The organism is Pseudanabaena sp. 'Roaring Creek' (genome assembly GCF_001402795.1).
Lineage (GTDB): Bacteria > Cyanobacteriota > Cyanobacteriia > Pseudanabaenales > Pseudanabaenaceae > Pseudanabaena.
Window position 1 is genome coordinate 1 of the sequence record NZ_LIRE01000144.1, and the last position, 14,103, is coordinate 14,103.

The 14,103-nt window shown below is 45.5% G+C and carries 6 protein-coding genes and 1 pseudogene; all 7 read left to right on the forward strand.

Features of this window, described 5'->3' with window-relative positions:
• Positions 1-296 (forward strand): hypothetical protein (locus tag AC805_RS26715; protein ID WP_231662431.1); only part of this gene is annotated, 296 nt, incomplete at its 5' end.
• A 773-nt stretch (positions 297-1,069) separates the two neighbouring features.
• Entirely contained in the window at positions 1,070-3,619 is a 2,550-nt protein-coding gene (locus AC805_RS04530) for a hypothetical protein (protein WP_055074311.1), read from the forward strand.
• A 94-nt stretch (positions 3,620-3,713) separates the two neighbouring features.
• Positions 3,714-4,271 (forward strand): hypothetical protein, encoded by a 558-nt coding sequence (locus AC805_RS04535; RefSeq protein WP_197278633.1) that lies wholly within the window; start codon positions 3,714-3,716, stop codon positions 4,269-4,271.
• Between the two features lie 142 nt (positions 4,272-4,413).
• On the forward strand, positions 4,414-5,946 hold the full coding sequence (locus tag AC805_RS04540; RefSeq protein ID WP_055074313.1) for a DUF11 domain-containing protein: 1,533 nt from the start codon (positions 4,414-4,416) through the stop codon (positions 5,944-5,946).
• Positions 5,946-11,102: a TonB-dependent receptor gene (locus AC805_RS04545; RefSeq protein ID WP_156341300.1), complete on the forward strand. Its 5,157-nt coding sequence runs from the start codon at positions 5,946-5,948 to the stop codon at positions 11,100-11,102. The genes AC805_RS04540 and AC805_RS04545 overlap by 1 nt, the downstream gene beginning before the upstream one ends.
• A gap of 5 nt (positions 11,103-11,107) precedes the next feature.
• Positions 11,108-13,234, forward strand: coding sequence for an OmpA family protein (locus AC805_RS04550; protein WP_055074314.1), 2,127 nt, complete (start codon positions 11,108-11,110; stop codon positions 13,232-13,234).
• Positions 13,235-13,314: 80 nt separating this feature from the next.
• Positions 13,315-14,103: pseudogene (locus tag AC805_RS04555) on the forward strand (hypothetical protein); the annotation flags it as partial.

Sequence of the window (14,103 nt, forward strand, 5' to 3'; positions counted from 1 at the left end):
ATTCATTATTAGTTGCTCTTTATAATGTCTCGATCCAAAATTTTAACGAAAGCAGCAAAATCCTAATGGATTTACCAGATTTAACTCAAGATTTAAGCCTCATAAGCTTGTGGTCGGAAAAGATAGAACAGATTTTTAAGGATTCATCCTTGGTGAGGTCAAATTTGCTAGATATTATTCAGCTTTTTAACGATCTGATACCAAAATCTTTACATAGCTATGTGGTAGCAAGCCTTTCAAATTCATCTCGTATGCGTTTATTCTCGCTACTTGCCACGATTGCTATTAGTTGTTGATTACTTATTGCTGAAATTATTTGGTTTTTAGTCGCTCTTAGTTACTAAGCTAGTTACTAATCAATAGTCTTTTGAGTAAAAAATATCTCTTGTTCTAGAATATCCAAATAATATCTTTATTAATAATATCTAAATAATATTTTGATGCGGATTTGTTCTAAAGCTTATCCAGAAAGGTGTTGAGATTAAATTCAGATTAACGTATTGCACTATTCCATAGTTCTACTATAAGATAATTTATTATGTAGTACGATATAGTATTTTTGTGTCCAGTGAAATCTAGATGAGACTTTAAACTCTTGACGTTAGAGAATCATTCTTGCCCAATAGATCTACAGCATCCAGCTATACTTGATAGGTATTGCCGCTGGATAGAGGATATGTAGAAAGTTTTGGGTACTATAGATTCAACATTCATAAGAAATATACGTCAGCTAGTTAGGTCTATTTATAATTTGTATCCCCACATTTAATCTAGACTGAGTAGAAATCCCCTCAGAGTATACTTATTTCCTACATTACCAATCTGTCTTTTATGATCTAAATCTCATTCCTATTTATATTCTTTAAAGCTTATCAAGAAGATGTTCGGCAAATTTTATGCTTAAATATTGTGTATTTTTCAGCATAATTAGATTGCCTATGTTTTGAGTGAGTTTTAGTTGAATATAAAAGGATGACATGGTTCATTCTAGAAATGGGTAATTTAACTTTCGTGATTTGAATTTCTTTGAAAGAAATGCATCCCCTTTTAGTGAGGAACCCCTGAACACATGCCTAAATATAGTAAACAAATAAATCCGCTTGCTTCATACTATCGGTTGATTGCAGCGACATTAACGATTGGGGGAATATCTCTACTAACTCCACTAACCACACTCGCGCAAAGTGTCCCCCAAACTGCTGCTGGAACAGCAATTCAGAATACGGCAACGGGTACCTATGAAGATCCGAACAACCCAGGTAGTCCTATTAATACTACATCCAACACGGTTACCGTAACTGTAGCAGAAGTAGCAGGTATTACGGTGACTGGCTCGGGATTCACCAACCAGACTACCCCAGGCGGTACCGTTCAGCCAGGGAATGTGTTGGTATTTACCTACACCGTTACCAACGTGGGTAATGATTTTACCAGATTCCAGATTCCCAATGTTTCAACAACAACGGGACCAGCTACTGTCTCTGGAGTATTGCCTGTTGATAAAACTGGTACTACACCTGCAAGCGGTCAACTGCAATATAGTACTGATGGAGGGGCAACTTGGACAAACGTTCCCGTTGCTGGACTGACAACAGCGGGGATCTCTCCTAACGGCACTGTGCTAGTAAGGGTACCAGTTACCGTTCAGGCGGGAGCTAATGCGGGGGATGTCATTACCGATAGATTGGGACAAACCCCTGGGGATGCTCAAAACCAGCCACGGATTGCCGATGGTGGTGATATTTATACAGTCGCTCCTACTCCCGATCCTAATGGTCCATCAGTCAATGGCGTGAGGGAAGCCAGTGCTACTCAGACGACGACCGTTAACAGTGCTGCTAAAACAAGAGCTTTAGCAACTATTCTGAAAACTCAGACTGCCTATAGTAATGCGGGTACTCCTGCGACTCTGACCGATGATTTGTTGACCTATGGGTTGAGTTTGAGGGTTGAGAGTAATGACGTAACTAGTACGGGTATTTCCCCTGCGGGATTGGCTGGGACAAGTATCTCGCTGGATGGTTCCACCGTTACGCGGATCTTGGTCTCTGATGCGATTCCCGCAAAGACTGTACTTAACGTTGCGCCGACTCCTCCTGCGGGCTGGATCGTGGTTTATACGACCACTCCTGTTACTACTAATGCTGATGCGGCTACATGGACTACGACTGTTCCAGGTGGAGGCTTAACTGCGGTTACCAGAGTTGGTTTTGTTAACAATCCTGCTCTGATTACCTCAGTAGCAACTGGAGCGACAGTTACAGGTTTTAATATCCAAGTCAAGACAACTGGAGCGACAGCTAGTCCGACCACCATCTATAACATTGCTCAGGTGGCGGGTACTACTGTGGGCGATCCGACTACGAAGATCTATGACGACTCAGGTGACCAAAACCCAGATAATTTCAATCCTGGTACGAGTACCTTCCCGACTACGACCGATAGTGGATTCTATTCCGGTACACCTACACCGACTAATATTGATACAGGAAATAATAATACTGGTACCAAAAATCCTCTTGGTAATGTTAATGCAACTACGATTACAACGCCTGTTGCTAGTTCGGTTTTGAATGGTCCTAGTGGTGCTCCTGCTGCCGTTGGACCGACGAGCAATAACGATGACTTTACCAATCAGTCGGCATTGATTCCACCTAATACGGCACCTGGAACGACCATCGATCCTGCTCCTGTATCCTTTACTAATACTGTTCAGAATAACGGTACGACAGCGGGTAATATTTCTCTGATTCCGACTGCACCAGCAACCAAGACCGATCTGCCTAATGGAACTGTCGTAACTGTGTCCTATCAGGGTATATCGGCTTCTTATACCTACAACTCTGGTACGGGAGTCTTTACCTTTACTTCAGGAGTTGGTACTGTTGGTGGTAACCCCATTAGTGCCACAAACCCAGTGCAAATTCCTGCGGCGGCAGTGCCTGCGAATGGGGCTGGTTCCGCTAATTATGGGGTCAGTGTCGATCTGCCATCTGGAACTCCTCTTTCGACAGATGGTAGTGCTCAGGGTGCAGGTATCACAACGGTTCAACGCGGTTTCCCCGTGCCAATCACTGCTTTTGTTGATGCCAATGGTAATGGGTTACCCGATGATGCGGCTACAAACATTACTATCGATCGCGTTTATACGGGCTTCCTGCAACTTGTAAAACAGTCAAGGGTTTTACAAGGAACTGGTCCTGCGGTGTCGGGTACTGACGGAACCTTTAGTACTACAGCCAAGAAACCTGCCCCTGGTAACATCATTGAGTATCAAATTATCTATACCAATATTTCCGATCTGGCGGCGGGAACTGGAAATGTGGTTCTGAATGCTGGCAAGGTGGTTATTACGGAAGATGGTGTTACAGCTCCCAATAACTGGGCAAAAGACAATGATGCTAATGGTCAAATTGATACTAGTAACATTGTTGGTTCCGCTAAGGATTCTGGTGCTTCTACGATCACTTTCTTTAGTGGTACTGCGGGTACTACTGCTAGTGGCGATCAGACTGGCACCACTGCAACTACCGATGTCACCAAGTACATCGATACCGTTACTGGTACGGTTGCTCCTGGGGTATCCAGAACCTTTAATTTCCAACGTAAGGTGAACTAGATAATCGCTCTGAATTTAAGAATTAGAATGACTCTCATTCTAATTCTTAAATTCCATGCTTATTGTTATAAATTAGGTGATCAAGATGCAACGTATGAATTTAATTGGAATTGGAGCGATCGCTCTTTTATCCACTGTTCCTTTTACTGGTGTTATGCCAGGGCTTGCTAGTTCCCAGTCTAGCGAACCAGTATTTGCTCAATCATCTCAGCAACAAGCCCCAATTCAACTCAAGCTTGTCGCTGAAAGGCAGTCGGTTGTAGCGATCGCTTCAGGACAAGTGGCATGGAAACCTCTACCCACGAACGCATCTCTGCTTCCAGGAGAAAGTATTCGCTATGTGGTAACTGCTAGCAATATTAGCGATCGGCAAATTAAAAACTTGGTTGTCACTCAACCTATTCCCAAGTCTTCGATTTATGTTTTAGGCTCGGCAACCTTGCCCACTCTTCAAGGCGCAAAGGTAGACTACAGCATTGACGGAGGTAAAACCTATAGTGATAATCCGACGATTCGGGTCAAATTAGACAATGGGGAGATTGTAAATCGTCCCGCACCTGATAGTATGTACACGAATGTTCGATGGAGATTTGGTGATAGCTTTCCTGCTAAGACTATTACCTACGCCACCTATCAAGTTCGGGTTCGTTAGAGGCAAATCAATATATCCCGATCGATCGAATAGTTGAATACCATCAGTCATTCGATCGACAAAGGATTAAAAAAATTAGATTAAAAAATTAGATCCAGCTTTTTAGATCAAAATGTTCGGTCATTAAGGTTAACTGTTGAAGATGAAAACTCGAAGTCTGACGATAAAACAAAATTTTCTGCGAAATAGTCTCAACCTTACTGCCGTATTTCTGTTTGGCGCGATCGTTCAAGTAAGTAATGCTAGCCAAGCGCAGACGAAAACTCCAATTCAGAATACCGCTACCTACAGTTATACCAATGCAGCAGGCAATATTTTCTCAGGTAATTCTTCGTCAACAACAGTCAACCCAACGGCAGCGTCAAATTCCTTAGTCGATCCCTTTGGTCTTCTGACCTCTTGTGATGGCAGTTTATTGAGCGATTATACGGGTTTTAGTGTGGGCTTGTACGAATTGCTCAATTCGACAGGTGATATAGGTTCACCAGTTTCTTTAACTGCTACCGTACCTCCCAGCCAAGCAGGTGGTGGCAAGATTGCTGGATTAGATCCGAATTTCTATAATGCCAATCCTTTCTTCTTGACATCTAGTGATAAGGGTAAGTTTAACTTTTTGCTTGATGTTAATCGAGGACAAGTGGATGTGGGTCGAGAATATATTTTGGCGGTGAAACAGCCAGCGAACTCCAATTTAGGTGGCAGGCGCATCAAATTGACGATCACAGCGCGAAATGGCAATGTAGTGAGTTATACGGCTACTTCTTTGGATGGCAATCCAATTTCGGCATCGAGTGGAGCGACTTCTTTAAATGGAGTAATTGATATTACCAATGCGGCGACGGTAGGTTTGAGTTTAGCTGTGGCAGTTAACCTTAAGGTTGGTGTATGTGAGGCACAAGCGATTCAAATTTTGAAAACAGGCGATCGCGCAGCTGCCGAACCAGGCGACACGGTTATTTATCGTTTAGCTATTCAAAACCTCTCTTCTGCGCCAATTAATCAGCCTTCGATTACGGATAATTTGCCCTTAGGCTTCCAGTATGTCAATGGTTCCGCCCGCGCTGCCCTTGGCTCAAATGCCGTGACATTAGGGGTGGTACAAAATGGTAGAAGCTTGACCTTCACTCCCAATGTCGCTCTTCCTAAGGCTTCAGATAATCTCGCTCTGAACATCGTCTATGCAGCCCAGCTTACCAATGATGCGATTCGAGGTAATGGAATCAATCAAGCATCAGTATCGGGTATTCGTGCGGATAATCAACAGGTTGTGCGTGATGGTCCCGTCTCCTTTGCTCTGAGAATTCGCCCAGGGCTATTGTCGGATTGCGGTACTTTGATCGGACGTGTATTTGTTGACAAAAACTTTGATGGCGAACAACAACCAGGCGAACCAGGAGTTCCCAACGCGGTGATTTATATGGATGATGGTACTCGGATTGTTACGGATGCCAATGGACTATTTTCTCTCAGTAACGTTCTTTCAGGCAGTCGTACTTTAGCGATCGACTTGACCTCGGTTCCTGGTTATACCCTTGCACCAAATCTATATTTTATCGAGCGTAACAGTCAATCGCGGTTGGTAAAACTGGCTCCTGGTTCGTTAAGTAGAGTGAACTTCGCTTTGACTCCTGCAGCGCGTGGTATTGGTACAACCGAAAAAGGAGGTTCTAAGTAGTGAAAAGTATTTCTATACCTCTTGGTAAATTAGGGATTGTGGTATTGCCACAGATTTTGCTGTTATTGATGTCCGCAACTGTGAAGGCGGAACTAATTGCCGATTTGCCAACAAAAGATTTAGATATTAATCATCAAGAATCATTAACTGATAAAAACAAAATTGATGTCAAAGCTAATGCTAAAGCTGATGTCAAAACCGATGCCAAAACCGATGCCAACATAGCATCTCCCCTGGATAAACAAGTTCAAGCAATTCCCAATAGGACTGATGCAGTTCCTTTGCAGACAGCAAACCCTAATCGATTGGACTCTAAAACTAGCAGTTCCTTGAATGGCAAAGTCGCTGATACTGCCGTTCCCGCCGAGCAAGTGCTGCCAAGGATTGTGATTCTCTCGCCTACGGTGGGGACTGTTTTGGATGTCCCTGCGGCGACGGTTACGATCCAGATGCCTGCCAATACTAAAATTGAACTTGTAGTGAATGGGCAGTCAGTCAACCCTAATTTAATTGGTCGTTCGGAGTTAGATGAAACTAATAAATTAGTTACACAAACTTGGTACGGTGTTCCTTTACAGCCTGGCGATAACCAAATTGTGGTGAAGGAAGCTGGTACGGGATCGGTTGCCAGTTCGATGAGCTTAAAAGTCCGAGGTAAGCCCGTAAAATTAGTAGTCAGTACTTTAGAATCCCGCGTTCCTGCTGATGGGCGTTCCAATGTCACTATTGAAGGGCAATTGGTCGATGCCGATGGCAATCGCTCTAATTGGGATGACTTGGTCACTTTAGAAGCTAGTGACGGTGAGTTAATTGGTACGGATGCTTCGCCCGAACAGCCAGGATTTCAAGTCCGCGCTAAGCAGGGAAGATTTACGGCTCAGTTGCGATCGAGTTTAAAAACGGGAACGGTGACGATCCGCGCTTCTAATGCCAAAATGGAAGCCTTTACCCAAGTTTTATTTGAAACGGATCTCCGTCCCTCTCTGGTGACTGGGGTTATCGATCTGCGCTTTGGGGCTAGGGGTACTGATTTTTATCGCAGCTTGCGCGATTTTTTACCTACGGATCTCAACAATAATACCCAAGTCGATCTCTATGGGGCGGTGTTTGGTACAGGACGGATTGGTGAGTGGTTATTTACAGGCGCATACAACAGCAATCGCAGTCTCAATCAAGACTGTGCTGGCAATCGTAGTTTATCGGGTACGGCACAATATTGCGATTCGCAGTATCCCGTTTATGGAGATAGTTCTACTTCTACCAAGACTACGCCATCCTATGACAGCTTATATTTGCGCTTTGAGCGTAATTCTCCTGTTAAGGGAGCGAGTACGGATTACTTCATGTGGGGAAATTTCACTACGGATGAATTTACTTCGCGATCGCAGCAATTTAGCGGGATTTCGAGGCAATTGCAAGGGTTTAAAGGTAACTTTAATATCGGCGATGTACAGATTACGGGCTTTTATAGCAATGTCGGTAAGTCCTTTCAGCGCGATACGATCGCTCCTAATGGTACGAGTGGCACTTATTTTCTGTCAAAGCGCTTGCTGATCGAAGGTAGTGAGAATGTCTTTGTGGAGTTGGTTGATTTCTTTAGTGCGGGAACGGTGATTTCCAGTCAATCGTTAACCCGTGGTAAAGATTACGATATTAACTATGACAATGGTTCTCTTCTCTTCCGTCAGCCATTATTACAAACGGAAATAGGTGATTCTGGGCAGCTTTTGCGCCGCCAGATCGTCGTTACCTATCAAAACGAGCAGGTTGGGGGCGATAGCAGCATCTATGGCGGTCAACTACGCTATCATCTCAATCGCAGTCAAAATCAACCGAGTTGGATCGGAGCCAATTACTTTAAAGAGAGCCTTGGCATTCGCAACTTCATCCTGTATGGAGCGAATGCGCTAATATCTTTTGGTGAAAAGACCCAGTTGATTGCGGAATATGCGCGATCGCAAAATGATTCGGAGTTGTATGGATATATTACTGGTACAGCCCTCCGTTTTGAGTTAAACAGCGAGTTAAGTTCGGATATTATTGGCAAGCTTTATTATCGAAAAGCGGAAACTGGGTTTGCGAATAATGCTACGACCAGTTTTGTGCCAGGACAAACTAAATATGGAGCGGAATTAAATGCGAAGGTTAGTCCCACGACTATCTTTAAGTTTACCTATGACCAAGAAGAAAACCTTGGCGTTGCTCCTCGTCCCTTAACCTCGCTTACCGATCTTCTCAATGTCGGGCAGCAGGCTACTCCAGGATCGGCTGTAGACAATTCTCTTCGTACCATTAGTTTGGGGCTCCAGCAAAATCTCGGTTCTTCGCTACTTAATCTCGATCTCTTGTTTCGCGATCGCCAAGATCGGATTTCTCCCAGTACCTTATCGGGGAATTCGACGCAGTTGCGATCGCGTTTAAGCGTGCCCATTGCCGATAATGTCAAACTTACTGCCCAAAATGAAGTTAGTCTTTCCTCCAGTTCCGATGCTGTTATTCCCGATCGCAGTGTCTTAGCTTTAGATTGGACTATTTTCCAAGGGTTGACAGCGCGATTGGGGCAGCAATGGTTCCACTCAGGTCCTCTTGCAGGTAATTCGATTACCAGTGCCGATCTGTTAGGAGAATACAAACTCGGTACCGATACCACCTTTACGGGACGTTACTCCTTAGTAGGTGGAGCGAATAATGCGACAACTACCCAAGGTTCCCTAGGGTTGAACCAACGCTGGCAAGTACTGCCTGGAGTGCGTTTAAATTTTGGCTACGAACATATATTTGGTAGTTTTGGAACGACTACGACTACGGGGACATCGTTTTTACAACCCTTTGCGGTCGGTCAATCTTCTAGCTCTCTGACCTTGCAGAATGGCGATAGTTACAATATTGGGTTTGAATATACGGATAATCCAGATTTTAAAGCAAGTGCCAAATTTGAGAATCGTAGTAATAGCAGTAGCAGTAATACTGTAGTTACAGCTTCGGCTTTGGGGAAACTTTCTCCTGCTCTGACCATGCTATTTAATTACCAGCAATCCAGTGCCGCAAATCAATCAATTGTGGGATTAGGCACGATTTCCAGCCTCAAGGTTGGGCTTGCCTATCGCGATCCTAATGATGATAAATTTAATCTATTGCTGCGGTATGAATACCGTCAAAACCCTAGCATTGTGCCTGATTCACTGCTCCTTGGTAGCGGCACGGGCTATAACGACTATACCTTGGCTTTAGAAGGTATTTACGCGCCCAACTGGCAATGGGAATTTTACGGTAAGTTAGCTTTACGCAATAGTACGACTAATGTCGCTTCGGATTTTACGGCGGTATCGGCAACTAACCTGACGCAATTTCGGGTGACTTACCGTGCTGGCTATAACGTCGAGTTAGTTGGTGAAACGCGATTTCTCAATCAACCGACGGCAAATTATAGCGAAATGGGATTAGTGGGTGAGGTGGGTTATTATCTGACCCCAAATTTGCGTCTAGCTGCGGGCTATAGTAGCGGTGCCGTGAATGCCGATCGCGATTTTAGCGGTACGCGCTCGGCAGGTGGGTTATATGCTGGTATCACTGTGAAATTGAACGAATTGTTTGATGGTTTTGGCTTGCAGAAGACTCCCCCTCGCCAGCAACAGGAGCCGATCGATCCGCAAACCCCTGTGGCTACTGCTTCTCCCCAAGCACCGAAAGTAGCAGCCGTAGCAACGCCACCGACTCCACAGGTAATCAGTCTTAATGTAGCGCGATCGCTCACCTTTACAGAGAACCGTCAAGGTAATAATGCGGAGTTAGCGATCTCTGATATTGCGATTTTGGAAAATCTTGTTGCGATTTTGAGGGAATATAACGATCTCTCCCTTGATATTCGCGGATATATTGGTTCGCTGGCGGAAATGAATTCGGGAGATAATCTCGCAGCTAAGCGGATGATGGCGACGAGGAAGTATTTGCTCGATCGCGGCGTGGCTAACAGTCAGATGACCTTACGCTCCTTAGGGGGTGTTCCGATCAATAGCACCGAACTGATTGGTTCGGCGAGCAATACTGATGTTAAGGCGACCCCCGTCAGTTTTGCGATTAGTGGGAAGGCTGATGTATTTAATGCGATCGCGACTAGATTGCAGACAATGGCATCGAATTCGCCAACGGCGGAGTTTTTACAAGCACTCTTGCCCAATGCATCGCCGATCCTCCAAGCTAGCGCGAGCCCCTCTGATTCCGCGAGCGGAAAAGTTCCTAACGTATCGGTGGCGGTGAACGTGGGGAATGATGGCAAGATCGCCGACTTGAGTTATGCCACGCTCGATCGCACGATCGAACGGTTAAATGCCAATCCCAACCTTCTATTTGAAATACAGTCTAATTCTGTTTTGAGTGCCTCCGCAGGTCAGGATCTCGGAGCGCTGAAAGCGCTCGCTGTTAGGAGTTATTTACTAGATAAGGGCGTGAGTTCCGATCGCATTTTATTAAGCGCTCGTAGTGTCAATGCCGATAGTAAAGATATCTCTCAGGTCTATATCTCCCTCAGTCAGGATGATGGTAATTCCAATATTGCTTCTGTCCCGACGGCTCCAGCAGCAACGGCGCAAGCCCCAATTGCTCAAGCAGCAGGCAAATCTCCATCCTTGGCAGTTTCCACCAATGCCACCTTACCCCTGTCGCTCTTTTTGGAAGCCGATCGGCGCGTATCTGATTGGCTCGAGCGCACAGTTGCCGATCCTCAACTTAACCCCCAATTCAATCCAGCAATTACCAATTCCATCCAAATATCCAATCTTGGATTTGCCCCGTTGTTAAGTCAACTACCCGCATTAACGGATTCGCTCTTGGCGATCGCCCTGCCTGAAAATCCTGCCCGATCGGCTGTTTCTCGCAATATCTTATTGAGTTATGCCGTTGAATCTTCTCCGACTCAACTCTTGAGTAAGTTGATCGGTAATGAGAATGCGTCCGCCAATTTCTCTAATAATAACGAAAGTAAAGGCAGCGAGCCTGTTGCTAGTAGCGCCGATCGCCGTCTTGCTACTGCTTTTAACTTCTTATTAACCAATAAGGGTGATACCACTACCGCATTCCTGCGAGCGATTGGTCTCAGTCCAACTGAGAAAAGTGGCTTTGCGATCGATCCCGAACGGCTCTCAAATCTAAAAAATTAGAAACTATGCGAAAACTAAACATTAGAAAAGTAAGCGCGAGAAAAGTAGGTGCAGTATTGATAGCTTCTATCGGTTTGATAGTTGTAGAGGGAATGGTATTCGGTAGCAGTGATTTCGCGATCGCGGAAACTTCTAGCCCTAATTACCAAATTACCGTTAATAGCGATCGCGATGACGAGATCCAGCCCAATAACGAAATGACCCTTCGCGAGGCAATGGCGATCGCTAATGGCAGTCTATCGATCGATCGTCTCAGCGAGTCCGAACGCGCTCAAATTAAGCCGCTAGCCGCCAATGCCAAAGGTTCGCGGATTATTTTTAATTTGCCGCCTAATCGCACGACGATCAAGTTACGCAAAGCCCTACCCGATATCACCAGTCCAAACCTAATCGTAGATGGTACTACCCAGTCTGGCTACGACGCTCAAATGTCCTTTGCCCGAGAAGTGGCAATTCCCCAGCCGATTGTGGCGATCGCCCCTGCCAAGGGGGTCGAGATTTTGCGAGGATTGACGATCGTTGCCGATGGCGTGACAATCAAAGGATTAAGTCTCTATGGATTTAATGCGATCGAATCCGTACCCACGACCACTCCCTCCGCCGATATTTTTATTTCCCATCAGGCTCCCCCGCCCGACACTACGCAGCAGCCAGCCAACAATGCTCCTTTCTATGACAGCAATCATGTGCCTCAAGGGGTGAATCTCGAAGCAAACTGGCTGGGTATTCCTCCTACGGGTGATATGCCGAAAAGAACCTCTAGTTTTGGCGTTTATTTGTTTAATAGTAGCGATGCGGTGATTCGTCACAATCGGATTGCCTACCATGAGGGCAGCGGTATTGTCACATCGGTAAAGGCGACGGGAACCCAAATCCTCGAAAATGCCATTACCAATAATGGTTTTGATGGTATGCCCCACGGTATTTATCTAGAAGGTGAAGTTGCTAATCTTCGCATCAAGGGCAATACCCTCTGCGCTAATGATGGTAGTGGGATATATCTTTTTAAGCCTACTGGGGCGATCGCCATTGAAGATAACCGCATTCTCTTTAATGATCGCAGTACTAGCTATGCGGCAATCTATCTGATGGGCAACGACCATCGGGTGACTAATAACGAAATTAGCAATCAAAATGGTTCGGGTGTGGCGATCGCCGCTTTTCCTAAAAGCGATCGCAATCTCATTCGCAGGAACACCTTTACGGCTTTAAAGGGATTGAGTATCGATCTGATTTCTCAGCGGCATATTAGCGATCGCGATTTCATGACGGGAGATGGGATTAATCTTCCCCGTGACTCCTATTTTCGGCGCGTCGATACGGCTAATGGGGCAATTAATGCACCTACTTTTCTTGCTACTGCCTTTCCGATGTTTTCCTCTAACCAAGTCAATATTGACGGTACTGCCGATCTTGATACCGAAGTCGATATTTATCGAGTCACTGGCAAAATCGATCCCAATCTTCCCTATGGCTCCCTTAGCGAATACCTGACCACGGTTAAAACCGATGCCAATGGTAAGTTTGGGACTTCTCTCAAAAATGTGCGAGTAGGGGATACTATCAGCGCGATCGCTACCGATTCGCAATATGGTACTTCTGAACCAGCCTTCAATGCTCGCATTGTCAATCCCGATCTATCAGCGCCTGCGCTCCCTCTCCCTCCAGCCGTAACTCCTGTTTGTACGACACCGCCTCAGGTTGTAAAGGTTCCGCCATCGCCTGACCCGATCGTTTTATCTGTGCCCCGTCAAATTCACTTTGCGCTCGATCGTGCCGAGATCGGTCCCACCAGCGCTAAAGTTCTGGATCGGATCGCTGATGTATTAAAACAATATCCGACGATCGTTATTACCCTGATTGGACATACCGATCCTAGGGCTAGCGATGCCTATAATCTTGAGCTTGGCTTTAGGCGAGCGCGTTCCGTTCGCAACTATCTAATGCGACGGGGCATCGCTTCCGAACGCATGACTGTGCGATCGCTCGGTGAAACTCAGCTAGCTTCACAGGGCAATCAAATTACTGACTATGCCCGCGATCGGCGCGTCGAAATTTATTTTAAGGATTATCGAGATATTGAAATCATCTTTGAGAAACAGGAAGAAGATTTACAGATAGAAAGTAAATAAACATCTTGGATCGACCATAACCGCTCTAATTTCTCCTCGCTAACTCCTAATTTATTGCTATCCTCCCAGCGAAAATAATTATGCATTCACGATATAACCTACTAAGAAACATCAGCAAGTCTATACAGAAGCTAATTCTGCGAGGATATCGAAAATGGCTAGCGATCGCGATCGCTAGCATATTTGTGATGATTTCTTTTTTCCCCATCCCGTTTCCCCAGATATTTAAGAGTGGAAATTTAAAGAGAATAGAAATACCATCAATAATTGAGGAAGCAAACGCCCAAACAGCACCAGCGCTATGTGGAGTCCCAGGGAAGGATGGAGTCGGAGCACCCGCAGGGATCATCAACACCTACTATCCAGGAGTATCGACGGTAACAGCAGGAGCAACATCGATTGCCGTCGGCGCAAAAGATATCAATGGAGCCACAACGGATATAGCCGCAGGGGACTTGCTGTTGATTATCCAAACCCAAGACGCAGCGATCAACTCCACCAACACGGATGCGTATGGGGATGGAGTAGGAGGAGATGTACCCGCCTTAGTAGCAGGGGGAACACAACCAACGAACGGAGCGAGTGGGTATTTAAGTGGGAGTGCGGGGAATTATGAATATGTAGTAGCAACAGGGGCAGTGAGTGGAGGCTCAGTCCCGATCAAAGGCACGAACGGAGGAGGACTGATCAATAGCTATGTGAGTGCCGCAGCGACGGCAAGTCAAGGACAACAAACCTATCAAGTCGTGAGAGTACCGCAATATTCGAGTGCGACTTTAGGATCTGCAACATCATCCTATTGGAATGGAAGTACGGGAGGAATTGTTGCCTATGATGTGGCAGGAAACTTGAACTTAACGGGGGGGATT

Bases quoted from the DNA above. Each gene is read 5' to 3' on its own strand.
- AC805_RS04530 (WP_055074311.1), top strand. From the start codon at position 1,070: ATGCCTAAATATAGTAAACAAATAAATCCGCTTGCTTCATACTATCGG.
- AC805_RS04535 (WP_197278633.1), top strand. From the start codon at position 3,714: ATGAATTTAATTGGAATTGGAGCGATCGCTCTTTTATCCACTGTTCCT.
- AC805_RS04540 (WP_055074313.1), top strand. From the start codon at position 4,414: ATGAAAACTCGAAGTCTGACGATAAAACAAAATTTTCTGCGAAATAGT.
- AC805_RS04550 (WP_055074314.1), top strand. From the start codon at position 11,108: ATGCGAAAACTAAACATTAGAAAAGTAAGCGCGAGAAAAGTAGGTGCA.